The sequence below is a fragment of the Paraburkholderia dipogonis genome, from assembly GCF_042680985.1.
Classification (GTDB): Bacteria; Pseudomonadota; Gammaproteobacteria; order Burkholderiales; family Burkholderiaceae; genus Paraburkholderia; species Paraburkholderia phytofirmans.
The window spans coordinates 40925-66628 of the sequence record NZ_JBHUFR010000027.1 but is presented as its reverse complement, the minus strand read 5'-3'; the positions used below and the strand labels follow the sequence as shown (position 1 = coordinate 66628).

Sequence of the window (25704 nt, the reverse complement as noted above, 5' to 3'; positions counted from 1 at the left end):
GCGTATGCCCTTCTTCTGCCGCGAGAGGAAGTGAGCCGAAGCGACGGTGACTTGCCGACACTGGCAAGGTGACGAAGTCCGTGGGAAATGGAGCGTGAGGCGAAGCGGTTACGCCAAGATGAGCTTCCAGGCTGAACATGGGACGATTGAGGGACACGAACCTGTTTGAACGCATCTGAGGGTTGAACCGTCACTCCTGCCGTCTACACCGCTTAACAGGCAGGACGCGGATCGGCGTCGGTCACATGTAGGGCCCGACGCCGCGAATACTGGCCGGAGATGTAAGCCGGCCAGCAGGGCATCACGGAGAGCGTGCAGCTAGACCGTGATATCTCCGACGACTTGCGGCAAGCAAGGATAAAGACTGCGACAGGCAACCTCGCTCGTGCGATTGAGTCCAGCAAGTGAACTGGGGAGGCTTGCACAGGGGCAGTGGAAATATTTGTACCGCGCAGTCGACGAGGCCGGCACACGGTCGATTTCCTGCTTCAGGCCCATCGTGACAAGATCGCGGCGCGGCGGTATTTTGAGGACCTATCGATCGGAACCGCGCCCCCGACATCGTGACGATCGACCGAAGCGGCGCCAATCTCGCCGCTCTCGAAACGATCAATGCCGATCGTGAAGTGCCCGCCAAGATCCGCCAGTCCGAATATCTCAATAATCTAGTCGAGGAGGACCATCCGGCGATCAAGAGACGCACGCGACTGCGGATTTCGGGGAAGGCGAACGCTCGTTTCGGTGAAGTCGAACAAGCTGGAGGGCTGTGCTGCGAGGTGCATGGATTGTAGCGTGAGTGTTCGGGATCAGGCTACGCCGTCATCGGGCTTATTCTTTCGGCGCATCGAGTCGCCCTTCAGCGGAAGCTTGTGGGCCTGATGCACGAGGCGATCGAGAATGGCGTCAGCGAGCGTCGGATCCTGTAGCCAGGCATGCCAGTGTTCGAGCGGCAACTGGCTGGTGATGATTGTCGAGCGTGTGCCCACGCGATCGTCGAGCACCTCGAGCAGATCGTTACGCGCGCCCGAATCGAGATCCTGCAGGCCCCAGTCATCAAGCAATAAAACGTCCATTTTTGCGAGTTGCGCGAGGCGTCGGGTGAAGCTGCCGTCGCCATGTGTGATCTTCAGTTCCTCGAACAGGCGGGCAACACGCACATACAGTACCGAGAAGCCTTGCCGGCAGGCTTGCTGCGCGAACGCGCAGGCGATCCATGTCTTGCCCGCGCCGGTCGGCCCGCTCAGGATGATGTTCTGCGCGTTGCGAATCCAGTCACAGCCGGCGAGCGTGGCCACGACCCGCTGATCAAGTCCGCGACTCTGCCGGTATTCGATATCTTCGATGCATGCCTGCGGGTTCTTCAACTTTGCAGCCTTCATCAGGCGTTCGAGTCGTCGCGTGTCGCGCCATGCCAATTCACGATCGACGACGATGCCAAAGCGCTCTTCGAATGACAGGCTCGAACTGGCGGTGAGCGAGACCTGCTCCTCGAAGGCGCGCGCCATGCCGTCGAGCTTGAGGGCTTTGAGCTGGGAGAGGGTTTGCTGCATCAACATACGCGACCTCCTTGGGTCAGTGGTAATAGTCGGGGCCTCGCACGTTCTCGTGCTCGGGTGAATGCCATTCGGTCAGCTGCAACGGGAGTGCGGGTTGCCGGTCCAGGCCGGACTTGAGAATCGAGAGCACCGAGCGGCGCGTTGGCGAGCCAATGACGAGCGCGCGCTGGCAGGCGATTTCGAGGCGCTCCTTGCCGTACTTGCGGGCGAACCCCAGCAGGCCAAGGCAGGCCCGGTAGCCCATTTCGGGATGCGGGCGGTTGGTCAGCAGGTGGTTGACGATGGCTTGAGCGCCGGGGCCGATCGAGGCGCCCCAGTTCAGAAGGCGACCTGGGGTCCATTCCATGTGGGCACGATGGGCTGCTGGCATGTGCTCGGGCAGAGTTGTGTGCTTGCCTTTGAGCCGACTGCGCGCGTGTGCGGCGACACGCCTGCCGCCGTGCAGGATCTCAACGCCATGACGGGTGACGCGAGCGTACACTTCCTGACGAACCAGGCTGTGCGGCACGCTGTAATAGTGGTGGTCGACCTCGACGTGGTAATCGATGTTCACGCGGCACTTCTGGAACGCGGCGATCTCGTAGCGACGCGCGGGCAGCGCACGCAGCGCCGGCTGGTCGAGCCGTTCGAACCATTCCCGGCGATTTCCCTTGAGCTTCCTGAATGGGCGCTGGTTCAGGTCGGTGATGAGCTTGCCGATCGCTCTGTTCAGTTCGGCAAGGCTGAAGAAGCGGTGATTGCGCAGCCGGGCCAGAATCCAGCGCTCGACGATCTGTACGCCGACTTCAACCTTGGCCTTGTCCTGTGGCTTGCGCGGCCGGGCCGGGAGCATCGCGGTGGCATAGTGGTTCACGAAGTCCTGCGTGGTTCGACCGAGACCAGGCTCGTACCGGTCGGGCTTCGCGATTAGCGCGCGGGGGTTGTCCGGGACGAGCAGTTCGGGAACGCCGCCACAGAATTCCATCGCGTCGATCAGGCCGCCAATCCAGTCCGCCGTCGTCTCCGAGCGTGTCGCACAGGCATACGTGTAATTCGATGCGCCGAGCACAGCAACAAAGATATGGGCCTGGAAGGCAACCCCGCCGTCGCGAGCGAGGACCGGCATGGTCTGTCCGGCAAAGTCGGCGAACAACTTCTCGCCGGCGCGGTGCTGCTGACGCATTGAACGCTTGAGCGTTTGCGCCCAGTCCTTGTAGCGCTGGCAGAACTGCGTGTAGCGGTACGTGCGCCCGCCGGGATGGGACTCAACGTATTCCTCCCAGAGCAGTTGCAACGTCACGCCCTTGCGGCGCAATTCCCGGTGGATCACGTTGCAATCTGGCTCGACCCGCTTCGTCGGCGTCGGCGACGAAGCCGGCGACAGGATGCGCCGCTCAAGCTCGTCCTCTTCCAGTGGTTCGGCCGCAGCCCAATCGAGCCCTGCCGCGGTGGCGAGCTGAAGGTATTGCGTGATCGTCCCGAGGCCGACGCCGAGCGCGCCCTGTACCTGTCGGTGCGTGAGATTGCATGCCCACTTCAGGCGGAGCACTTCCTTGATTCTGCGCATGGTCGTCCGGTGAGCCGGCATCGTCGATAACTCCCAAAGGGAGCCACCTTAATGCCGGCAGATTGGTCCATACGCAGCACCGCCATGATGAAGCCGACGATCGGTTTCGGTTTGCCGAACACTCATTCCGGGAATCCGAACAGGCGTTTCGGCAAATCGAACAACCGTTTCGGAACATCAGCGTCTTTGTTCGACTTCAACCGAAACGCGTGTTCATCTTCCAGCGAAAACCCTATTCGATATCAACCGAAATCTCTGTTCGGCTTCGCCGAAATACGCACACGCGACCAATGCTCGGTTTCAAGTCTTTTCGCTGTGCCCGGATCTTGCTCGCCGGAATTGAGCTGATGCATATGATCGCAAAAGGACCGATGCAGCGTGCTCGCGGACACATCGGTCGGACGCTGATCAATTCTACGACGTCACAATATAAGCAGTACTTTGCATATCGATATCGCGGGCTCTTTAAGCATTACCGCGACAAAGCCGCTAAAACGCAACGCGCACAAGGGCGCGCGAAACGGCGGCGATGCCTTATCTGGCGTGCCCAGGATCCTTGCTTGCATTGGCGTAATCTACGGACGCGGTTGGCAGTCTTCAAGAGGTCATCGAAGCGTTGGCTTTTCGCCGGTAGGTTGCCGCTGATCATGCCACTCCAGGCACAGTGCGGGCCACCCAATCTCGGTGTAGTCTTATTGTTCGACTGCCACAATCCCTTCCGGCGCCCCGCGATTGATGCCGAAGGTTGCGTCCCGGTACAACCCATTTTGATATGCAGATAGCATCTCACCACCGAGAATTTCCGTACGTCGCGCCCGAACATTGCCGACAACCGTGCGCCCTACGTTGGCAAGCGTCTCCTACGCGATTAAAACTAAGGGCTGGTCTTCACCTCGCGTAAAGTGGAAAGACAAGCAACCGCGAGTTCCTGGTATTTGCGCGTGGCCGTTGCTTTTCCCTCACGCTCGCCCTCCTCAAGCTGGCGGACCACGCGCGCTGGAATGCCAGCTACAAGGCATCCGGGCGGCACTTCCCAGCCGGCTTTCACAAATGCGCACGCAGCTACGATCGAGGACTCCCCGATGACAGCGTCGTCCATGATGACCGCATTCATCCCGATCAAAGTGTTGCGTCGCAGGAAAGCACCGTGAACTACCGCCCCATGCCCGACATGGGAAGTCGGTTCGAGTTCGCATCGACGGCCGTGCCCAACATGCAAGGTACAACCATCCTGCACGTTGCTGCCCTCGCCGATAACGATTGCGCCGAAGTCACCACGGATTGACGCAAACGGGCCGATGTAGCAGCGCGCCCCTATCTGGACGTCGCCGATAATAGACGCCAACGGATGAACGAACGCACCGGGATCAATCTTTGGTGCGTTCCCTTGAAACTCGTAGATTGGCATGCTGCACCTTTGCCTCTTGCACTTCTGTGGATCCAAACTACCCGACGTTGATATCCATGCAACGTGTCTCTCGAACAAAGATAAATCCGATCACGAACGACGCAACCGCTATAACAATTGGATACCATAGCCCGGAGTAGATGCTGCCTTGCGCGGCGACAATCGCGAATGTCGACGCCGGTAAAAATCCTCCGAACCATCCGTTTCCAATATGGTACGGCAAGGACATCGAGGTGTAACGGATTCGCGTTGGAAAATACTCCACAAGCATCGCTGCGATTGGCCCATACACCATGGTTCCGTAGATCATGAGAATGGCCAGAAGCAGAATAGCCATCGGCCTGTTCATGAGAGAAGCGTCTGCTTTAAGCGGATATCCAAAGCGCTGCAGATTCAACTTCAGTTCATTGTCAAATCTAGCACCACGCGCCTTCGCATCCGGACCTTTTGCGTCATACGCGGAGATCATCACCGAGCCAATTGTCACGGTCGCCGTCGAACCCGCTGGGGCCGCTTCATTCTGATAGTTCAACCCAGCCTTCGACAACGCTCCCTTTGCGATATCGCATGAACTCGTAAAGTTTGCAGTGCCCACAGGATTGAACTGAAACGAACATTGAGAGGCATCTGCCCTCACGACGATTGGCGCGCTACGCTGCGCGCTCTCAAGGGCGGGGTTAATGTAATGTGTCAACCCTTTGAAGAGAGGGAAATAGGTGACGGCCGCAAGAACAAAGCCTGCAAGGATGATTGGCTTCCGGCCGATCCGGTCGGACAACGAGCCAAAGACCAGATAGAACGGTGTTGAGATGACCAACGCAATCGCAAGTATGACGTTCGCGGTCGGACCGTCGAGCTTAAGCGTCTGGGTAAGAAAGAATAAGGTGTAGAACTGCCCCGTGTACCAGACCACAGCCTGCCCCGCCGTAAGACCAAACAGTACGATCAGAACCAGCTTGAGATTTTTCCATTGCCCAAAGGCTTCGGAGACCGGTGCTTTGGATACCTTTCCCTCGGCCTTCATCTTTTCAAAAGCGGGTGACTCGTGGAGCTTGAGGCGAATCCATACCGAGATTGCAAGCAAAACTATCGAGAGTAGAAACGGCACGCGCCACCCCCAGTCTGCAAAAGGACCTTCTCCCGTCCCAGTCCTGACGCCGAGAATCACGATCAGCGACAGGAACAAACCGAGCGTCGCGGTCATCTGAATCCACGCCGTCCACGCTCCCCGCTTATCACTGGGAGCATGCTCCGCAACGTAGGTCGCAGCGCCTCCGTATTCACCGCCAAGCGCAAGACCCTGAAGCATGCGCATCGCGATAAACAGGATCGGAGATGCTATCCCTATTGTTGCGTAGCCCGGCAATAATCCGATGAAAAATGTTGACGCTCCCATCAGCAGAATAGTGACGAGAAACGTATATTTCCGTCCTACTAAATCCCCAAGACGACCGAAGACTACAGCACCAAAAGGGCGAACTGCAAAGCCAGCCGCAAAGCTTAGGAGAGTGAAGATGAAACCAGCAGTTGGGTTAACACCGGCGAATATATTGCGGCTGATGAAGATGGCTAGCGATCCAGCCAGAAAAAAGTCATACCACTCAAAGACGGTCCCGAGGGATGACGCAAAGATGACGAGTCGCTCGTCCTGTGACATTCGTGCAGCTGGCAGTGCCTGATTTGTGATCGACATGACCATCTCCTCCAACCTGAAATTTGCCTGTTATATTGACTTGCATTACTAGACTATACGAAGTAAACGCCCACCTTTCAAGAACGAACACGTCCACGTTTTCACCTACATATACGGCGTTTTACCAAATGCTTCAGAAAAACATCCGATGCCATCGCGTGTTTTCTCACTTGCTCATGGCGTTACTTTCCTCAATCATCGACCATAACTCGGGGAGAAATACCTCCGTCAGAACGAGCGGCGACAATCCACGGTGGAATTCTGAAATCCGCGCCCACGCCCGGTTAGATTGACTATCATCGTCGAGAAGATTGCGATCAAAGAATGGCGTAGCAGACAAGAGAAAAGACGCGTATGCGAATTCTGTACGGGTTATTGTTGGGTCGTTATACAGGAGGCTGCCAAGCGGACGCGCGGCTATCACGCGTCGAGACGATACTGCGCGCAGATACTACGGCTTTTTTATCAACGATAAGAGTGATGTCGCGCACCCACAGCGGCGACGTGGGCGTGCCAGCCCTGCGGGTGCCTCCGCCTACGGACGGGGGCTTGCATTGCAGCGGCATTTCGCCAGAATGCATGCTAACGACGCCTTCGAAATTAACACTTACATCGACGCTCCCGAGCGCCTGAAGCGCACGAGTCAAAGAGCCGCCGCGGCGTAACCACCGAGCCCATAACCGAGGAATAGAAGCTGACGGGCTGGAGCGCCAGCGACCGCCGCGGGGTACTGCCGTATTTGGACGCATTGGCTTTTAGGAAGGGAAGTAACGCGCCTGAGAGCCAGGCGCACTTCGACACACCAATCAGGCGATACCGCCTATGCAGAGATACTTCACTTCCATATAGTCTTCAATACCGTACTTCGATCCTTCTCGACCAAGACCGCTCTCTTTTACACCGCCGAACGGAGCGACCTCCGTCGAAATAAGGCCCTCGTTGATGCCGACGATTCCGTATTCCAATGCTTCGGCAACCTTCCAGATGCGACCAATATCGCGCCCGTAAAAGTACGACGCGAGGCCGAACTCAGTGTCATTCGCTAGCGCGATCGCTTCGTCATCCGTCCTGAACCGGAAGATTGGCGCCACCGGTCCGAATGTCTCTTCACGGAATATCTGCATATCGGGCGTTGCGTCAGCAAGAATGGTCGGCTCATAGAAGTTGCCGCCTTTCGGGTGATGCCGTCCGCCGAGCACTAGCCGTGCACCTTTCGCCAATGCATCCGTTACATGCTCATGGACCTTGGCGACCGCATTGTCGTCGATAAGCGGCCCAATCAAGGTCGTCTGCTCCAGACCGTCGCCGACCCTTAATTTCTCGACTTCAGCCGCCAGCTTCTGAACAAACTCGTCGTAGACACCGTCCTGGACCAGCAGACGATTCGCGCATACACAGGTCTGGCCAGCATTGCGGTACTTCGAGGCGATCGCTCCCTTGACAGCTGCGTCGAGGTCAGCATCGTCAAACACGATAAAGGGTGCGTTACCTCCCAGCTCCATTGATGCTTTTTTGACCGTAGCAGCGCACTGCGCCAGCAGCACTTTGCCAATTTCAGTCGAGCCAGTGAACGACAGCTTCCGGACGGTCGGGTTGGCGGTCAGTTCTCCACCAATAGCGGACGCAGCGCCCGTCACACATGAGATAACACCCTTCGGCACCCCGGCCCGCTCGGCAAGCACGCAGAGTGCGAGCGCTGAGAAAGGCGTCTGACTAGCCGGCTTGAGCACCATCGTGCATCCGGCAGCAAGGGCGGGCCCGATCTTACGGGTTAACATGGCCGCAGGAAAATTCCAGGGAGTGATGGCCGCACATACGCCGATCGGCTGCTTGAGAACGATAATGCGCTTGTCGCGACCATGTCCCGGAATAGTGTCGCCATAGACGCGCTTGGCCTCCTCTGCAAACCACTCGAGAAACGAGGCGGCGTATGAGATTTCGCCTCGACTTTCAGACAACGGTTTGCCCTGCTCCGCCGTCATGATGACAGCGAGATCCTCCTTGTTTTCGAGCATAAGATCGTGCCAGCGACGAAGAATAGCTGCCCGCTCTTTTCCTGTGTGCGCGCTCCACTCTTTGAGTGCGTCGTTTGCTGCCGCAATAGCGCGCCGGGTTTCTTCGGTTCCCATGCGTGGAACCGTGCCAAGCGAATCTCCGTTTGCGGGGTTCGTGACTTCGATGGTTGCGCCACTGTCAGCGTCAAGCCACTCGCCGCCAATCAGACATTTGTTCTTGACGAGACTAGTATCCTTGAGCGGTACTGCGACCGCGAAAATGTTCTTTTCCATGACTTTCAACCTTTTCAGTCAAATTAACCGGATGCACGGGTCGTGGGCGCAACGGCGATGACTTCAATCGCCTCACGCAGCTTGAAGCGCATCACCTTTCCCGATCCGGTGCGCGGAATCTCGGCCACAATGTGCACCGCATGCGGCACCTTATAGGCTGATAATTGTGTTTTGCAGTACGCAAGCAGCGCTCCTACGTCAACCGTTTCACCTTCACGCTGAACCACAAAGACAACCGGCACCTCGCCGAGGTGCTCGTGCTGGCAGCCGGTAACTGCGCAGTCCATCACCCCTTCAAATTCGGAAACTAGCTGCTCAATTTCCGCAGGAGAGATGTTCTGCCCACCACGAATAATCACTTCCTTGAGTCGCCCGGTGATAGTGATGTAGCCGGCCGCGTCGAAGCGTGCAAGATCTCCCGTGTGGTACCACCCATTCCGAAGTGCAGCGTCAGTCTCAGCAGGTTTGTCCAAATAGCCCTTCATTACATTCGGTCCCCGAACCAGCAACTCACCTTCTTCACCCACGTTGACGTCGCGCATACCGACGGGTTCAACAATGCGAGTTGCCACGCCTGGCAGGGGCAAACCACATGACCCGTAAGGACGAGTGCCGGTCGGCCAGTTCATGGTGACCATGGTGGACGTCTCCGTGATTCCGTAGCCATCAAGAAGCTTCACGCCAAACTGCTTCTCAAAGGCCTGGTTTGTAGCCGCTGGCAGGATTGCGCCGGCTGACACACAAAGTCGAATACCTGGAAGCACGTTCACGGCGTTGCCATGCGCTCCTTCCAACAGATAGTGGAACATGGTCGGAACGCCTGGCATCACGGAGAATTCGCCGCTTGCAAGGAGCTTAGGCACTTCTCTCGACGAGTACCGGTCCATCAAATATTCAGACGCGCCCACTGCCAGTATGCTAAGTACCGCAAAGTTAAGAGCATACGAATGATATAGTGGTAGGCAGTTCAGAACACGATCGTTTTGATTCAGACCGGCTATTGGTGCCCAACAGGAAGCCGTTACCCATAACATGCTGCGTGTTGTGAGGAGCACCCCCTTCGCCTTACCAGTCGTACCCGAGGTGTAGACCACAAACGCGGGCACGTCGAGCGTATCAGCATCCAAAGGTGTGCCCTGTACTTTCTCTTCAACTATTCTTCTGTATTCGGTCCCAATCACGGGTGCTGTACCCCATTGAACCGTGACGTATTCCTTGAGCGAAGGAATCCCCCTGCCGAGCTTCCTCACTTCCAGTTCTCTCGAATCGCTCGTTACGACGGCTACGCACGATGCGTCCGTCAGCCTGTACTCGATTTCAGGAATCGTGGCGTCGTGACTCACAGGCACGGCGATGCCGCCAGCTCGTACGATAGCCAGGCAACTTACAACCCATTCAACTGAATTCGGCAACAGGACGGCTACGCGATCTCCCGGCGCTACGCCAGAAACCTGAAAGTGCACGGCAAGTCGCGCCGTAACTTCCTCGAGTTGCCGGTAAGTCAGGGACGACCGTTTGTCCTCAAACGAGAGTTTCTCGGGTCTTTCTGTGGCATGCCGCTTCAGCAGTTCGTGAACTGGTGCGATTAGTTCTGTTTGAATCATGACTGTCTCCTGGGGGATGTAGCCAGCGACGATGTCGCAATGCAAACCATCCCCTGTCCTGATGGGTTCACCAGTGTGCGCTTCAGACCATGCTGAAACCGCCGCTGATGCTAATGACTTGACCGGTGATCCAGCTACCCTTATCGGAGGCTAGAAGTACGGCCATGGGCGCCACATCTCCCGGCTGCCCCAGCCTGCGCAATGGGTAAAGCTTGGTTAGCTTTTCGCGGTTGGCTTCCAGAAACTCCGGATCGTGCGCTGTCTCGATCAGGCCAAGAGCAAGCGCATTTGCAGTCGTTCCAGAACGGGTTTCACGCGCGATGGACTTCATCAATGCAATATTGGCGGCGCGCGCGGCAGCCCCAATGGCCAGTCCAGACTCGCCCACCCGCGAAGAGTCCCCCATGACGCTTATGATCCGACCACTGCCCTTTTGCGCTTCAAGATGTGGCAATGCGGCGTGGGTGCAATTCAGGGTGCCATACAGGCACACGTCAATCTGTCGGCGCCACTCCTCTGGTGTGCTGTCGGCGAAACGCTTGCGGATCACAAGGCCAGCATTGTTCACCAGGATGTTGAGTCCACCGAATGCCTCGACGGTCTGCGCAACCATGTCGTCCACCGCCCGACGGTCGGAGATATCGCAGCCAATGGCCAAAGCTTTGCCCCCTGCGGCTCTGATCTCCGCCACAACCGACTCAGCTCCGTCACGGGAGCCGTGATAGTTCACGACGACACTTGCGCCCTCGGCGGCAAGCCCGATCGCGATTTCTCTTCCAACGTCCCGAGCGCCGCCAGTGATAAGGGCGACCTTCCCGTCCAGTTCAAACTTCATTTAATTCTCCTCTTTGCGTTTAAGCGACGTTGATTGGATAAGCTGGAAGATGCGCTCTGGAGTGACAGGCAGTTCGCTGATTTCGATACCTAGCGGAGAAAGCGCGTCGGCCACTGCGTTGGCAATCGCCGCTGGGGAACCAATGGTTCCGCCCTCGCCCATTCCGCGGAACCCGCCAAGGGTGTTCGGCGCTTCGGTATGCAGGTGAACCATCTCCAGTTCTGGAACCTCAGGCGCAGACGGCAGCAGGTAGTCCACCATGCTCGCGGTAAGCAACTGACCGTCTGCGTCGTACACGACCTCCTCGAGCAGCGCGGCACCGACTCCCTGCGCAAGCGCACCCCGCGTCTGGCCTGCGACGATGAGAGGATTGATGATTCGGCCGCAGTCCTCGGCAATGACGTATCGCTGGATGTGCACCGCGTAAGTCTGCGGGTCGACCTCAACCTGCACGAGGTGCGTGGCCGAACTGGTCGTGCCGACGACCGGGTCGTAGACACGCGTGACACACATTTCTTCGCGCACATCGGCCGGGACCCTTCCCATCTGCGAGTACAGCGCACGGGCAAGTTCCGGAAAAGTGATCCGTTCGTCCCCTGCCTGCACACGAATCGAACTGTCGACGCATTCGAGATACTCGACAGGACTATCGAGTAAGTGAGCAGCGACCCGCAGCATGCGCTCGCGAAGCTCACGCGCTGCCAATATCCCCGCCCCGCTACTGATGACTGCAGTGCGGCTGGCATAGCTACCCGTACCGTGTGGCACGGTCGAGCTGTTGCCCGTAATAACGCGAAGGTCTTCGAGGCGCGCACCGAGCTCATCGGCGAGTACTTGCCCAAGTGTGGTTTCATGGCCCTGGCCATGCGAGGCACAACCGAACGAAGCAGTAATTGAGCCCGTCGAATCAAGCTGGATGACGCACGTGTCGGTTCCCGTGTTGATTGGCATCCCGGGAGATGCTGAGATGCGCGATCCGATTCCAGAGAGTTCCGCATAACAGGCAACGCCAATGCCGATCCATCGACCTTCAGCACGCGCCCTCGCCTGCGCTTCGCGGGCAGCGTCGTAGTCAAAACGCTCCATCGCGCCTTCAAGACCGCCCATGAAAGCAGACCTGTCCCACACGATGCCGACCGGCGTACGGTAAGGAAACTCCTCATCCCGGACCAGGTTCCGACGGCGAATTTCAGCCGGGTCAAGACCTAGGTGTTTAGCCGCCATATCCATGAGGCGTTCCATCGCGAAGGTGGAAGTCGGTCTGCCAACGCCGCGATAAGGCCCGGTAGGCGCCTTCGGCGTGGTAACTCCCCTGACGTGGCCGTGATATGCGGGCACGCGATATGGGCCCGGCAGAAAGCTGATTACCTGTACCGGCTCGATCCCGCAGGTCCACGGGTAAATGGAATACGCGCCCACATCACCAACCACGTCAGCACGCAGACCCAAGATCTGACCATGAGCGTCAAGCGACAACTCCGCAGTCACCAGTTCATCGAATGCCTGGCTGGTGGAAAGCAGATCTTCGAGGCGGTCGCCAGTCCACTTCACGCTTTTGCCGATTTTCCGCGCAAGAACGCATACGAGCATTTCCTCCTGGTAAAGCGACGTTTTGCCACCAAAGCCTCCGCCGACGTCGGGTGCTATCGTCGTGAGGCGGTTGCCTGGTATGTCCAGCAGGTCGGCCAGGGCGTCGCGGATGATGCCCGGCACCTGACTGGACGTGTATAAAGTGAGCGCGTCTCGCCCTGCGTCAACCTCAGCGAGATAGCAGCGCGGCTCCATGGCTGCCGATGTCTTCCTGTGAAAACGGAACCGGCCCCCGACCAGAACAGGAGGATTAGTAAACGCCTGTTCGATCTCGCCGCGAACAAAGCTGCGCTCGACGAGGACGTTGCTTTCGAATCCCTCGTGCAGCAGAGGAGCGTCCTCCAATGCGGCGGCCTCCGCATCTGTGCAGACCGGTAGAGGTTCATATTCCACCTCGATGGCGTCCCGCGCGTCCTCCGCGAGATAACGGTTCTCCGCCAGGATCGCAACGACAGGCTCACCAACGAAATGCACTTTCCCATTCGCTAGCGCATGGATTGGCGTGGGCTGATAACCACTCATACGGGATACAGCAAGCGCTGGCTTGATAAGCCGCTCGATGTCCTGCCACGTGTAGACGCCGTAGATCCCGCGCATCCCTCTGGCAGCGTCCGCGTGGATTGCAACGATTCGCGCATGCGGCTGGTCACTTCGCAGGATAGCCATATGCAAAGCGTGACCACTCGGACGGTCATCGACATACCGACCCAGTCCAGTCAGGAGTCGGGCGTCTTCAACACGCCTGACGGGCTGCCCGACCAGCTTGTCGCGGGTCCGCTCGCGCACATCTGAATCCGGCGAAACGGGTTGGGCCCACCGATCGTTACGCTCACTCATATCGATCCTCCCCTTTACGCATTTCCGCCCATTGGACCGGGTCGTGGCCAAATATGACCTTTGCTCCGGACGCGGCAATACGTTGGACTTCGCGCAGTGAAGCCATCGCCAGGTCAGGGTTCCACGTGTTGCGCGGCATCACCTCGCGGTCGAGATTGGGCCTCATGGCAACTGCGTCCGCAGCGAGCAGGAAACTGCCATCCCGGCTCAGCGTCGCGACCGCGCCAAGGCTTCCCGGTGTGTGTCCAGGCAGAGGTACCAGAACTAACCTCCCGTCGCCAAAAACGTCATGTTCACCGTCAATGGCTTCGGTCGGCATGGGATGCTCCCAGTCGGCCGGGATGTATCCTTTCTGCACCGCGTCTGGACCCTGAGCAGCCTCCAGTTCCTTGTAGTGGCAGAAGAACGTGGCGCGTTTAAAAAACCCGTTGCATCCACAATGGTCAGAGTGCAGGTGCGAGTTGACCACGACGTCAATGTTATCCGGCACTAATCCTAGCGTTGCCAACTGTGAGACAACGTTGTCCTCGGGACCGCTCAAAGGCATCATTGCCTTGGCCATCGCGCCCCAACGGCCAGTCGCATCTACCGCGGTATCCGGATGGCATCCGGTGTCGAAAAGGACGTTGCCCTGCGCATGGCGCAACAGAACGCAGGAAACCGGCAAATCGATTGTCTCGGTGCGCTCCGCTTCCGGTAGATAAACGCTCTTGCGCATACGCAGTCGACCACCGTTGAGAATATGCATTTTCATGGTGTATCGTCCTTGCCGATTTTCTGGCTTCCTGCAGCATCGCGAAGCGCGTTTCGTCCGGTCACGCAGACGCGAACCGCCTCAACGATGCCTTGATAGCCCGTACAGCGACAGAGGTTCCCCGAGAGAACATCCCTGATCTCTTCATCGCTATCGAGCGGATATTTTTGCAGCGCATCTGCACAGCTGGCCAGCATGCCTGGCGTACAGAAACCGCACTGCAAGCCGTGATGCTCCCGAAAAGCTTCCTGCAAAGGACTGAGCGCGTCGACGGTGCCCATACTCTCGACCGTGCGGACTTCACAACCATTTGCACGGATCGCGAGCATCAGACACGACCGCACGCTGTCGCCGTCAACCATCACCGTGCATGCACCGCAAACCCCGTGCTCGCAGCCAACGTGGGTTCCCGTCAGCCCAAGCGTGTGCCGCAGATAATCGGACAGTAGAAGACGTGGTTCGACATGATCCTCGTGGACTTGCCCATTGACCAGGACCCAGAGAGGTTTGAGGGGGATTTCGGTATCACTCATTGAGCTACTCCCGCGGCGCGCTGCCACGCTTTGCGTGTGACACGCTCCATCAATACGCCGGCAAGATGACGGCGGAATTCAGGCGAAGCATGCAGATCGGTATTCGGTTGCAGCGAATCGCAGGCTGCATGGACGGCATCGGCCATCACCTCGTCGGAGAGCGCTTTCCCAGTCAGAACTGCTTCGGCTTCGGGACGGCGCATCGGCGTATCACCGACACCCATCATCGCGACGCGGGCCTCGCGGATCTCACCGCCCTGCACATCGAGTAACACGCCAACAGCTGCAAGCGCGAAGTCACCTGCGCGCCGCGCAAACTCATGGAAGCACCAGCCCATGCCAGCGGGCAATCCCGGGAGTTCGACACGGACGACAATTTCGTCATCATCCAACGCGGTCGTCAGCGGCGCGACAAAGAATTCGGATGCCGGGATTTCCCGTTCTCCCCGAACCGAACGAGCAACGATCACGGCGTCGAGAAGACGGCTCAGCATCGGCAGCTCTGCGGCGGGATCAGCGTGCGACAGACTTCCGCCGATCGTGCCGCGGTTCCGAATCGCGAGATGGGCAACGTTGTGCATCGTTTCCGGAATCACAGGAAAACGGCTTGCAACCAACGCCGAAGTTTCAAGAACTCGATGCCGCGTCAGAGCGCCGATCGTGAGTCCGCCGTCTCTGCGTTCGCGGACGTACTCGAGTTCTAGCAGCCTGCTGATATCGATGATGAGCGCCGGCCGGACGACCCTGAAGTTCAACATTGGCGTCAAACTCTGCCCACCTGCCATCAGCTTGGCATCATCGACGTTAGCTGCAAGCACCTCAACAGCTTCGTCGATGGTGTCGGGACAACAGTAGTCAAAAGGAGCAGGTTTCATAGTGATCCCGTCTAGCGGCCCTGAAACTTTGGCGAACGCTTTTCACCGAATGCAGCGCGCCCTTCGCGGTAATCTTCGCTTGCAGCTGCTGCGGCAATTAGCGCCTCAGATCTGACCAGATCGAGAGCGCCCGTGCCCATCGCCATCCCGTTGAGAAGGTATTTGGCGCCTGCCATGCTCAGCGGCGCATTGCCCGCCAGCGATGTGGCAAAAGCACGGGCCTCGGCCATTGGGTCACTTTTGGCAACCTGCTGCTTCGCGCCGATAAGGCGCTCCCAAAAAGACCGGCCTGAAGCAACCACGCCAAGGCCGGCGACCTGATCTACGAAACCGATTCTCAGAGCGTGGGGGGCGCCAAACCGCTGGCCGCCATATAGAATCTTCTTTGCTTCGGAGAGCCCGACCAGGGACAGCAGCTTGCGCGTTCCCTTCACGCCGTAAATGATCGACAGACGCGCGGCAGGTATTCCCATCAACGCGTCCTGACCCGCAAAACGGAAATCGCAGGACATGGCCAGATGGGCTCCCCCTCCCAGGCAGTAGCCCCGCAGTACTGCGACCGTCGGCTTCGATATGTTTGCGATGGCATCGCAACAGGCGTCAACGGCGACTTCATACGTCGTAGCCTGCGCGACGTCAGCGCGGACCTTCTCGAATTCGGCGATGTCGGCCCCGGCACAAAAGTCCGCGCCTGCGCCAGTTAGAATCACGGCGCGCACTTCCGGGTTGCGGTCGAGTGCGGCCATGATCGACGGCATCGCAAGCCACATCCCGTAAGTCATAGCATTTCGGCTGCCAGGACGGTTTAGCGTGACGACGGCGACCTGATCAGAAATCCAGACCTTGATCTTTTCTGAAGTCAACACGTCCATCACCGCTGCCTGCGCTTCTGCGGCCGGCACTGGTGACACGGGTGTTAGTACCGGCGCAAGCTGCGCAGGATCATCCCGCGGCGCCGCAGCACGCTCGGGCGCGGTTGGCGCTGCCGCCGCCTCCAGCGTCGACGCTTTCGCATTGGCTGCAGCAGGTGCAGCAACGGCTGCCGGCGCAGCTACTGGGGCCTCCAAGGTCGCGACTTCGGCTACCGGGGCCGAGAGTTCCTGCATGAAAGCGTGCATGCCAGCCGGTTGTCCGGCAGAGACCGAAGTGGAGTCTGACGCGCGGCCGTCCACCTGCTTGCGGAACAGTTCAAAGAAGTCATCGGCAGATTTACGTGCCGCCGCATCAATCATGCGGGAGCCGAGTTGCGCCAGCTTGCCGCCCACGTTTGCCTTCACTCCGTAACGCAGGAGTGTCACCGTCGGCTCAAGAGCGTCAAGCGACACCTCAATATCGGCACGCGCGAACCCCGCCGCACCGCCTGAACCTTCCCCAGTCAACGTGTAGCTACGCGGCGGGGCAATATTCGAGAGGCTGACTTTGCCAGCGAATCGCGCTTTGATCGGCCCGACCTTTGATACGACCGTTGCTGTGAACTCATTCTCAGCTGTGCTTTCGAGGGATTCGCACCCTGGAATACTCGCTTGCAGGACCGCGGGATCATTCAGCGCTTCCCACACGACTTCGCGCGCAGCCTCCAGCCTCGCTTCGCCGACCATTTCCATTATTGACTCCTCCGTCTCACAGTATGTTTTGCGCTTGCGATGAACTGGGCTTATGCGGCTATCGATTCCAGAACAGCACGCACGGCATCCGGAATGGGCACGGAGCGATTGTTTGCGCGCTCCACATAGACGTGCACAAACTGGCCAACCGCGGAGGCCTCGTCGGACTCGTTGCGGAACAGAGCAATTTCATATCGAACGCTTGAGTTACCAAGGTGTATCACCCTTAAGCCAACGTGGACGGTGTCTGGAAACGCCACTGAAGAGAAAAACGTACATTTCGTTTCGATAACGAGGCCAACGATTTTGTTGTTAGCGATATCGAGAACGCCTTGCTCGATCAGGTGGCGGTTCACAGCGGTGTCAAAGAACGCGTAATAGACAACGTTGTTCACGTGGCCGTACACGTCGTTATCCCCCCAGCGCGTCGGCAATATCGTGAAGTGACGGTATGCTTCACGACGCGTCGGCCTGGCCTTCTCGCTCACAGGACCTCCTCGTAGATCGACTTAGCATCTTCGATGGCAATTTCTCTCGGATTGTTTACGAGGAGGCGCGTCTGACGCATCGCATCTTCGGCCAATGCGGTGATGTCGGCGGCCGCAATGCCGACGTCCCGGAGGCGGGTCGGCAACGCCAATTCTGCCGGTAAAACCGCGAGACGCTCGACGAGCGCCTGAGCCTTTTGAGCCTGGGTTCCCTGGACATTGAGAATCACAACAGGCGCCAGTTCTGCGTAAAGCGATTCAGCCGCTTCAAGGTTGAAGCGCATGACCGCGGGCAGAACAAGAGAATTCGACAAGCCGTGTGGCACGTGAAACCGAGAGCCGACCGGATATGCGAGCGCGTGAACGCCGGCAACCGGAGCATTGGCAAACGCCAAGCCCGCGAGCATTGCCCCCAGCAGCATCCCCTGACGCGCCTCGCAGTTCGTTCCATTGGAACAGGCTTCGTGAATATTTAAGCTGAGCAGGCGCAGGGCCTCTCGGGCCAGGCAATCTGACACAGGATTTTTCAAACGCTTGCTCGTGTATGCCTCAATCGCATGCACCATCGCATCAATGCCCGTCGCAGCCGTCACAGCTGCAGGAAGACCCAGCGTCAGTTCAGCGTCCAGCACGGCAATGTCGGGCAAAAGAACGGGGGACACGACGCCTTTCTTCTCGCCCTCACCTGTCGTGACGATGGAAATAGGCGTCACCTCCGACCCTGTGCCAGCGGTTGTCGGCACCAGAATGAGTGGCAACCGGGGACCTTTCGCAACGCCGACGCCGTAGATCTCGTCGAGCTTCTCCGTCCCGTGCGCCAGAAGCGCGACAAGCTTTGCTACGTCCATCGAGCTTCCGCCACCGAGCCCAATGACGCCGTCAGCACCCGATTGGACCGCGGCATCTGTCGCTGCAAGAATCACGTGCGCGGGCGGATCCGCCTGTACGTCACAGTAGATCGTTACCGCGATCTCTTCGGCAGCGAAGCTGCGCAGCGCCGACTTGGTCAAGCCGTTGTCCACCACACCTTTATCCGTCACCAGAAGAATATTCCGGCAGCCCAAACGCGTGGCAATCTGGCCCAAACGGGCGGAAGCGCCGGGTCCGACGACGGTGGAACGGGTCGACTGGAATTCAAAACTGATCACGATATCTCCTTGGCCTGACGAGCATCGTGAAAATCTCGATGCGCGCGTTAGTCACTTGCATAACAAGACTATAATTAGCCAAGACTCACTTTGCAAGCGGGTTTTCCCTCGCCCGGGAACCGTAAGACTCTCTCACATCTTCTGATCGCGCATCCGTCTGATTACTTAAGTTTCCCTCGAAACACATGCGCAGACGGGCATCAGGGCGGGGAATGGCGTCGAAGCTGCGGCTGTCAGTAGGCCCTGACAACGCATTGCTCCAGATCATGCAAAGGTAACTTGCATTACTCGTTCCAATCGTGACACCATGGAGATGCTCGCGCTATAAGGTTCGGCGAGCGGGGATCGAGGGGGACTATGCCGAATGGGCAGTATGATTGGTTCGACTCGACGGGGCGGCGGACCGGAGAGACAGAGCCGTGGCGCTTCACCTACTCGTCTAAATGGAGACCCCTATGAAGATCGTTATCAACAGGGAAGTAGGCGCGTTTAACTTGAGTGACGAGGCCGCGCGTCGCTATCTGCGGATGAGTGGGCGGAGCGGGACGCACAGTGAGTCAGGTGTGACGTTGTCGCGTCAATTCGCCCACCAATATGCGCGCCGCAGCGACCCAGTCTTAGTCGAAGTGGTAGAGAAGATGGGACCCTCGGCAAGCGGAGACGATGCTTGCCTCGAAGTCGTTGAGGTGCCTGCCACTGGTTGGCGCCTTCTCGACGTTTGCGGCATTGAGTGCGTCGTACCCGACGCTGATGCACAAAGCGCGTCGACGTCGCAAGTCCGCTAGCAGCGTCTGTGGATTGAGACTTCCCCCTCAGGTGTGTGCGCGACTGCGAGAAAGGTGCAACCCACCTGCCGATTGACAGTGGGAAGAAGCAGCAGTATTTGTCGCCAAGACATCGCATACCGCGTCGGCCCACTAATTTTTGGAAGTGCCCACGGGCGCCGACGCGCAGGGAAGGCGCGCAATCCCCGGCCGCTCTCAGCAAGACCCGGCAGAGCAAATGTCGTTGCTATGCGGCATCAAGTTCGGGAAGCATATATCGCAGGACATAGCCCATTTCTCGCGCATCCAGTTCGTTTCCACACTTGTCACAGACCACAATAGCGTGGAAATCCTGGTCGCATTCCCGGTGTCGAAGTTTGAGGGGCGGCTTACCGCCGGAGAGCCACTTATCGCCCCAATGCATCATGATGAGCATCGGACCGTACAGCGCTCGCCCCATCTCCGTGAGGCGATATTCGTAGCGCTTCGGGCCTTCCTGATAAAGCGTCTTGCTGGCGACGCCCTGCTCCACCAAGCGCTGCAACCGGTCAGCAAGTATGTTGGTAGCGATGCCCAACCGCGTCTGGAATTCGTCGAAACGTCGAACCCCGTAAAAGAACTCGCGAATGACCAGAAAGCTCCAACGATCTCCAATGATCTGAAGAGTTCGAGCTACAGAACACGGCCGCACCCGCTCTAGCACGGTGGGGTCGGAGGCACGGCGCGAACGCTTGCGGTCTTCATTTCGTGCTGCTTCACCCGCACCGGCACCATCGCGATAGTGCACCTGACGCGGATTAATCTCGCCGTGACAATGCGAACATGCCACACGCGGATGGCACTCACATCCACAAGGTTTATGGATGAGCTTCAGCGGCGGAAGTGCGTCACCGCTCAGCCATTGATCCCCGAAGGCGAGGAGTCCAATCATCGTGGCGTAGAGGTCGCGGCCCTTGTCAGTAAAGCGGTACTCATGACGAGCCCCGCCCGTCGAAGGAATCTGCTTTCGCAACAACCCGAGGCCAGTGAACTTCTTCAGTCGCTCCACAAGCGTGGTCCGTGGAACCTGCAAAAGGCTCTGGAACTGTTCAAACCGTCGCACGCCAAAAAAACACTCGCGCAAAACGAGAAATCCCCACGGATCCGAAAGGATTTCAACAGTGCGCGCGACGGACGAGTAGCGCTCGACGGAAGCGAAACGGGCGTCCGAGGCGCGGTGACTGTCAGCTTCAAGTGTTGCGGGCTTTGCCATAAAACCTATCGATATCTTCTGGACGCGGACCACCGCAATCTCATATTTTACTTCACGCTGCGTGGGCCGATTGAGCCGGACTTTCCCGCATCTGGTGCCCCTGCAGAACCGGTACGGAATGCCGCATTGCAGTCATCTCCGCAAGAATGGATACAGCAATCTCCGGGGGCGTTTGTGCGCCGATGTGAAGCCCGATTGGCCCTCGAAGTCTTGCAATGTGGTCGTCGCGAAGATCAAACAAGCGTAGCCGTGCGCGCCGCTTCGAATTGTTCGCCCGGGAACCGATGGCTCCGACGTAAAACGCGTTGGAGTTCAACGCCTCGATGAGCGCCAGATCATCCAACTTTGGGTCGTGTGTGAGTGTGACAACGGCGGTGTGCCGATCCAGTCCAACGCGAATCAACAGATCGTCCGGCATCTCACGAGTTATCTGTGTATGCGGAACGGGCCAGTCGGATGCATACCCCTCCCGCGGATCGCACACGATGACGTCATACCCAAGGGGGACAGCCATACGCGCGACGTACTCTGATAACTGACCCGCCCCTACGATTATCAGACGGTATTGAGGCCCGTAGACTGTTCGCAAGCTTTGTCCGTCGAATTGGACGTCGCGAGACCTACTGCACTCACGGACAGCAGCGCGCCCGCTGCTCATATCCAACGTGCGCCCAACGACAGCACCACGCCCGGTCAACTCCAACAGTCGCTCAAGGCCAGATGCAGGCCCGACGGGCTCCACGATCAGCTTCAACGTGCCACCGCACGGAAGCCCGAAACGATGCGCCTCATCGGCCGATACGCCATACGTCACCTCACAAGGCAACGATTTCGGCAACTCGCCCGATTTGACTCGAAGAATCAGATCGTCCTCGATACAGCCGCCTGATACCGACCCTTTGAGAATACCGTCACCTCGAATGACGACCATCGACCCGAGCGGTCGCGGCGCCGAACCCCAGGTCCGGATCACAGTTCCCAACGCGACGGCCTCGCCAGCCCGGTGCCACATGACCGCCGCACTCAGGACATCCCTATCCATACTGTCCATGATCTCCTCGCCAAAGTCTCCTCATCTGCAGTATAGTCTATTTATGCAAGTCACAGGATAGACGATGAAACTGACTTCCTCAAACGGGCGGACAATCGCGGGCGGCCACCAACAGGCCGACGATCGGGCGGACAGAGACGGCAGTGTGGAGGATGCGCAGGATTCGCTCCTCCGAACCGTCGGCAGCCGGGTTCGGGCGCTGCGCGCGCGGCATGCGCTTACCAGGAGGAGCCTCGCAGAACACGCCGGCGTATCCGAACGTTACCTGGCGAAATTGGAGGGAGGTTCGGGCAATGCTTCGATCCTGGTACTCCGCAAACTTGCGGTCGCGCTTTGTTGTGAGCCGGTCGACCTCTTGTCATCAGAAGATACAGCAGGCCAGGAGGAATGGGGCGAACTCCAATCAATGCTCCGCGGCAAAAGCAGCGAAGAGCTTCGGGCGTTCCGCCAGATTCTTGACGGTCTAACCAGTCGGTCCGTGGCGCAGGACCCGCAGCGGACCGAGCGGATCGCTTTGGTAGGCCTGCGAGGCGCCGGGAAATCTACCCTAGGGCGGATGCTTGCCGAAGAAAGAAAGTGTTGCTTTATAGAGCTTAGCCGCCTGGTAGTTGAAATAGCCGGGTGTCCGGTCCCGGAAATTTATGCGCTGTACGGCGAGGCAGCCTATCGGAGGTATGAGCGCAGAGCGCTCGAACACGCCATCGAGAAATATCCTCGCGCAGTAATCGCAGTGCCCGGCGGCCTCGTTGGCGAAAGCGAGACGTACAACCTTGTACTTAAGCATTGCTTCATCGTTTGGCTGACCGCCAGCCCAGACGATCACATGTCTCGGGTCATCTCGCAAGGCGACCTGCGTCCTATGGTCGGCTACAACGAGGCGACCGACGACCTGCGTCGTATCTTGGCGTCGAGACGCGACAAGTATGCACTAGCGGATCTTACGCACGACACCAGTAAAATGGCCCTGGTTGAAACGTATCTCGCTTTACGCGACCGAATCGAACAAACCCAGATGCGGAATTCGAAGAACACCGCGGATACATCCAAAGCGTCACACGGAGAAGAATTCCGACCGCAGCGTCAATAGAATTATGAACGCATAGTTTGAAGCAGCGCGGATGGGGCAATCAGGTGGCGCGTTGCAGTCGTAAGTCAGCCCGTTAAACAATGCGGTTCAAAAAGCGCCGATTTGGGGTAACACGTGAGCCCGAGCATCACGTGACGCAGCCAGGGCCGGGTGACCGGCAACTGGAACAGAACCTAGTCATCGGGCGCCGTCAGAGAGAACGCAACATCGAGCGCGTCGCTCGCCTTGCCCCGTAGCGCGTAGACAAACTTGCCATTCACGCCGAGCCTGGCAGACAGTTCACTGATCGTTTCCGACCCCGCCAGCGCCTGAACGGCCAGTTGCTTGCGTTCACTCTCAGGCAGCCGCTTCGCTGCCGCGCCAGCCGATTGATTCATGCATGCACCACGACTGAAAAAATGGGCTGTCATTATCGGCCGTGACAGCCCCATCAGGTGGCTCGCCTGTTACCCTGGTTTGAACCTCGCCCCCTCAATCATGTCCGGCGCGCGGCCCGGACCGCTGAATCGGCCAGCGTCCGCTCGAAGAAGCGGTTGCTCGGGATCCAAGCGTCGTCGTCCGGCGTGCGCTGGATGCAACCGGCCACTTCCAGGCGCTCCATGAGACGCTTTGAGGCGGCCTTGGAGGCAAACCCCATCACCTCGGCGATGCGTGACATGGAGAGGATGCGTCGATTGTCGGCGAAGTAGTCCTGCAGGCGGCCGAGGTACTCGGCGTCCTTGTTGGTCGGTGGCGTGGCGGCTCCCATAGTGTCCGTTCGTACACACCGATAGTGTCCGGGCGGACACTTGTCAACCAAGTTTGCGTCGGGTGGGGATAAGGAAAGTCACACAGAGAAAATAGTCAAAGCGACAATTCTGTAGCAAGCGACTCACGGCGGCCGATCTCGACGTTACGCGCGCGAGTAAGGCATGATCGCGACGAAGGTAAGTTGATAGATCGGGCTGTATCCGGCTGTCGGGCGATTGCGGGTGCTCTACTTGCCGGACAGTCTGTCTGCCAGGTTCCAGGGCAGCAATTCGTCGATGCAGTTGATCTTGTGATTAGCGATATGGGTCATGACATATTCGAGATAGGGGTGCGGATTGATGTCATTGATCTTGCAGCTTCCGATCAGACCGCGTAACCACAGACGCAACCGCGCAGCCGTGTATCTGGTTAGACAGCCGTTACGAAAGACGCGATCATCGATTGCCGCGTCTGCTACGCGCTGATGCAGATCGCGAGATCCGAGGCGCCTCATGTTGCGCGACCGGCCGCCACGTAGGGCCGGGCACGAAATGCCATCGCCGGTCGCGTGAGCCTAGCGCGTGGCGTTGCCGACGCTGAGAGGTCCGTCGACCTGATCGTCGGCAAGAATGGTCTACTCCCCGACCGAACGGCTAGATCTCGGCAGCCAGCTGCGGTAAAACGGTGAAAAGATCACCCACGATGGCGCAATCCGCCACACTGAAGATAGGTGCTTCCGGATCCTTGTTGATCGCAACGATCACCTTCGAGTCTTTCATACCCGCCAAGTGCTGGATCGCGCCGGAGATGCCCGCCGCGATATACAATTGCGGCGCAACGATCTTTCCCTTCTGGCCAACCTGATAATCGTTCGACACATAACCGAGGTCGACGGCCGCGCGTGATGCTCCGAGCGCCGCATCGAGCTTGTCCGCCAAGGGCTCCATCATCGCCGCGTAGTCCTTCGCGCTGCCCAGCCAACGACCGCCCGACACGATAGTCTTCGCACTCGTCAACTCGGGGCGGTCGGAATGCGTTAGCGCTCGGCTCACGAAGTGCGATATGCCGGCACCTTGCGTTGCGTCCACAAGTTCGATCGCCGCATTGCCGCCGTCCGGAGCGAGTGCATCGAAGGCGGTCGGACGAACGGTCACGACCTTGATCGGATCGATCGACTGCACGCTCGCGATCGCGTTGCCCGCGTGGATCGGCCGCTCGACCGTGTCAGGCGCAAGCACCGCGGTAATGTCGCTGATCTGGGCGACGTCGAGACAGGCCGCGATGCGCGGCGCGATGTTCTTGCCGTAAGCAGTCGCCGCAGCCAGGATGTGCGTGTAATTTTTCGCGATCGCAACGACCGTTCGTTCGACGTTCTCGGCGAGCCCGTCAGCGAGTTGCGGCGCATCCGCCACCAGCACTTTCACCACGCCCGCGATGTTGGCCGCAGCCTGCGCGACGCCCAGCACGCCGGAACCGGCAACGAGCAGATGCACGTCCCCGCCGATCTTTCGCGCCGCCGCCACGGTGTTCAATGTGGCCGCCCTGATAGAGCCGCCTTCGTGCTCTGCGATAACCAGTATCGTCATCCCGTTGCGAACGTGGCCTGCGGCCAACCGGCCAGAGCCGCTAACATCTGGCCGGTCTGGTTGCAGTCGGCGTCGATAGCCTGTTTGCCGAGGATGATGAGATCGGCCTTCTCCTGATCCGCCACGGCCTTCAGAATTTTCGCGACGGCCAACGGCTGCAATTCGTCCTCCGTTTCCACCAGAATCGCGCGGTCCGCGCCGATGGCCAACGCGGTGCGTAACGTTTCCTGAGATTGCGCCGTACCGCACGACACAACGACTACTTCAGCGGCAACGTCTGCTTCTCTCAGCTGGACGACCTCCTCGACGGCAATCTCGTCGAATGGGTTCATCGACATCTTCAGATTCGCGATGTCCACGCCAGTCTGGTCCTGCTTCACTCGGACCTTTACGTTGTAGTCAAGCACGCGTTTCACACAAACCACGACTTTCAAGACCCCTCCTCACTCCGGTTGATCCCAGCATCAGACGTAGAT

21 protein-coding genes and 4 pseudogenes are annotated in these 25704 nt (G+C 58.6%); 4 read left to right on the top strand and 21 right to left on the bottom strand.

Annotated features, from left to right (window positions below):
* Positions 1-424: 424 nt before the first annotated feature.
* Positions 425-707: pseudogene (locus tag ACFSNN_RS31120) on the top strand (DDE-type integrase/transposase/recombinase); the annotation flags it as partial.
* Positions 708-806: 99 nt separating this feature from the next.
* Here the strand turns inward: ACFSNN_RS31120 and istB are convergent.
* Both istB and istA read right to left on the bottom strand, forming a co-directional pair.
* Entirely contained in the window at positions 807-1556 is a 750-nt protein-coding gene (istB, locus tag ACFSNN_RS31115) for an IS21-like element helper ATPase IstB (protein WP_134465948.1), read from the bottom strand.
* Positions 1557-1572: 16 nt separating this feature from the next.
* The gene (istA, locus tag ACFSNN_RS31110; RefSeq protein WP_134465949.1) at positions 1573-3123 is read right to left on the bottom strand and encodes an IS21 family transposase; all 1551 of its coding nucleotides are present in this window, start codon (positions 3121-3123) and stop codon (positions 1573-1575) included.
* 260 nt (positions 3124-3383) lie between these two features.
* On the opposite strand from istA, the pseudogene ACFSNN_RS31105 reads away from it, so the two are divergent.
* A pseudogene (locus ACFSNN_RS31105) lies at positions 3384-3535 on the top strand (IS6 family transposase); the annotation flags it as partial.
* A gap of 441 nt (positions 3536-3976) precedes the next feature.
* On the opposite strand, the gene ACFSNN_RS31100 reads toward ACFSNN_RS31105, so the two are convergent.
* The 12 genes from ACFSNN_RS31100 to ACFSNN_RS31040 all read right to left on the bottom strand — a co-directional run bounded on the left by ACFSNN_RS31100 (position 3977) and on the right by ACFSNN_RS31040 (position 18759).
* On the bottom strand, positions 3977-4510 hold the full coding sequence (locus ACFSNN_RS31100; RefSeq protein ID WP_134465950.1) for a gamma carbonic anhydrase family protein: 534 nt from the start codon (positions 4508-4510) through the stop codon (positions 3977-3979).
* A gap of 37 nt (positions 4511-4547) precedes the next feature.
* Positions 4548-6203 (bottom strand): MFS transporter, encoded by a 1656-nt coding sequence (locus tag ACFSNN_RS31095; RefSeq protein ID WP_134465951.1) that lies wholly within the window; start codon positions 6201-6203, stop codon positions 4548-4550.
* A gap of 806 nt (positions 6204-7009) precedes the next feature.
* Positions 7010-8491 (bottom strand): NADP-dependent succinate-semialdehyde dehydrogenase, encoded by a 1482-nt coding sequence (gabD, locus tag ACFSNN_RS31090; protein WP_134465952.1) that lies wholly within the window; start codon positions 8489-8491, stop codon positions 7010-7012.
* Between the two features lie 23 nt (positions 8492-8514).
* The gene (locus ACFSNN_RS31085; RefSeq protein ID WP_166799441.1) at positions 8515-10095 is read right to left on the bottom strand and encodes a class I adenylate-forming enzyme family protein; all 1581 of its coding nucleotides are present in this window, start codon (positions 10093-10095) and stop codon (positions 8515-8517) included.
* A gap of 82 nt (positions 10096-10177) precedes the next feature.
* Positions 10178-10930: an SDR family NAD(P)-dependent oxidoreductase gene (locus ACFSNN_RS31080; protein ID WP_134465954.1), complete on the bottom strand. Its 753-nt coding sequence runs from the start codon at positions 10928-10930 to the stop codon at positions 10178-10180.
* Positions 10931-13357, bottom strand: a complete 2427-nt coding sequence (locus ACFSNN_RS31075; RefSeq protein WP_244323209.1) for a xanthine dehydrogenase family protein molybdopterin-binding subunit — start codon at positions 13355-13357, stop codon at positions 10931-10933.
* Positions 13350-14111 (bottom strand): N-acyl homoserine lactonase family protein, encoded by a 762-nt coding sequence (locus ACFSNN_RS31065; protein WP_134465955.1) that lies wholly within the window; start codon positions 14109-14111, stop codon positions 13350-13352. Before ACFSNN_RS31065 ends, ACFSNN_RS31075 begins: the two co-directional genes overlap by 8 nt.
* Positions 14108-14644, bottom strand: a complete 537-nt coding sequence (locus ACFSNN_RS31060; RefSeq protein ID WP_134465956.1) for a (2Fe-2S)-binding protein — start codon at positions 14642-14644, stop codon at positions 14108-14110. Before ACFSNN_RS31060 ends, ACFSNN_RS31065 begins: the two co-directional genes overlap by 4 nt.
* Positions 14641-15519, bottom strand: a complete 879-nt coding sequence (locus ACFSNN_RS31055; RefSeq protein WP_134465957.1) for an FAD binding domain-containing protein — start codon at positions 15517-15519, stop codon at positions 14641-14643. Before ACFSNN_RS31055 ends, ACFSNN_RS31060 begins: the two co-directional genes overlap by 4 nt.
* 11 nt (positions 15520-15530) lie before the next feature.
* The gene (locus ACFSNN_RS31050; RefSeq protein ID WP_208949641.1) at positions 15531-17123 is read right to left on the bottom strand and encodes an enoyl-CoA hydratase-related protein; all 1593 of its coding nucleotides are present in this window, start codon (positions 17121-17123) and stop codon (positions 15531-15533) included.
* A 50-nt stretch (positions 17124-17173) separates the two neighbouring features.
* The gene (locus ACFSNN_RS31045) at positions 17174-17611 is read right to left on the bottom strand and encodes an acyl-CoA thioesterase (protein ID WP_377689230.1); all 438 of its coding nucleotides are present in this window, start codon (positions 17609-17611) and stop codon (positions 17174-17176) included.
* The gene (locus ACFSNN_RS31040) at positions 17608-18759 is read right to left on the bottom strand and encodes an iron-containing alcohol dehydrogenase (RefSeq protein ID WP_134465959.1); all 1152 of its coding nucleotides are present in this window, start codon (positions 18757-18759) and stop codon (positions 17608-17610) included. Before ACFSNN_RS31040 ends, ACFSNN_RS31045 begins: the two co-directional genes overlap by 4 nt.
* Before the next feature lie 455 nt (positions 18760-19214).
* Between ACFSNN_RS31040 and ACFSNN_RS31035 the strand changes: the two genes are divergently transcribed.
* Positions 19215-19544, top strand: a complete 330-nt coding sequence (locus ACFSNN_RS31035) for a hypothetical protein (protein ID WP_134465960.1) — start codon at positions 19215-19217, stop codon at positions 19542-19544.
* Between the two features lie 226 nt (positions 19545-19770).
* On the opposite strand, the gene ACFSNN_RS31030 is transcribed toward ACFSNN_RS31035, so the two are convergent.
* Positions 19771-20775 (bottom strand): winged helix-turn-helix transcriptional regulator, encoded by a 1005-nt coding sequence (locus ACFSNN_RS31030; RefSeq protein WP_134465961.1) that lies wholly within the window; start codon positions 20773-20775, stop codon positions 19771-19773.
* 52 nt (positions 20776-20827) lie between these two features.
* The gene (locus ACFSNN_RS31025; RefSeq protein WP_134465962.1) at positions 20828-21826 is read right to left on the bottom strand and encodes an XdhC family protein; all 999 of its coding nucleotides are present in this window, start codon (positions 21824-21826) and stop codon (positions 20828-20830) included.
* 64 nt (positions 21827-21890) lie between these two features.
* Between ACFSNN_RS31025 and ACFSNN_RS31020 the strand changes: the two genes are divergently transcribed.
* Positions 21891-22913 carry a helix-turn-helix transcriptional regulator gene (locus ACFSNN_RS31020; RefSeq protein ID WP_134465963.1) on the top strand — a complete coding sequence of 341 codons (1023 nt, stop codon included), beginning with the start codon at positions 21891-21893 and terminating at the stop codon, positions 22911-22913.
* A 173-nt stretch (positions 22914-23086) separates the two neighbouring features.
* On the opposite strand, the gene ACFSNN_RS31015 is transcribed toward ACFSNN_RS31020, so the two are convergent.
* From ACFSNN_RS31015 to ACFSNN_RS30995, 5 genes and pseudogenes are all read right to left on the bottom strand, one after another.
* Complete coding sequence (locus ACFSNN_RS31015) at positions 23087-23290, bottom strand: hypothetical protein (protein WP_134465964.1); 204 nt, start codon at positions 23288-23290, stop codon at positions 23087-23089.
* Between the two features lie 98 nt (positions 23291-23388).
* The gene (locus tag ACFSNN_RS31010) at positions 23389-23661 is read right to left on the bottom strand and encodes a LexA family transcriptional regulator (protein WP_134465965.1); all 273 of its coding nucleotides are present in this window, start codon (positions 23659-23661) and stop codon (positions 23389-23391) included.
* 228 nt (positions 23662-23889) lie between these two features.
* Positions 23890-24030, bottom strand: a pseudogene (locus ACFSNN_RS31005) (transposase domain-containing protein); the annotation flags it as partial.
* A 265-nt stretch (positions 24031-24295) separates the two neighbouring features.
* Positions 24296-25228 (bottom strand): electron transfer flavoprotein subunit alpha/FixB family protein, encoded by a 933-nt coding sequence (locus tag ACFSNN_RS31000; protein WP_134465966.1) that lies wholly within the window; start codon positions 25226-25228, stop codon positions 24296-24298.
* A gap of 2 nt (positions 25229-25230) precedes the next feature.
* Positions 25231-25662: pseudogene (locus tag ACFSNN_RS30995) on the bottom strand (adenine nucleotide alpha hydrolase family protein); the annotation flags it as partial.
* Between the last annotated feature and the right edge of the window lie 42 nt (positions 25663-25704).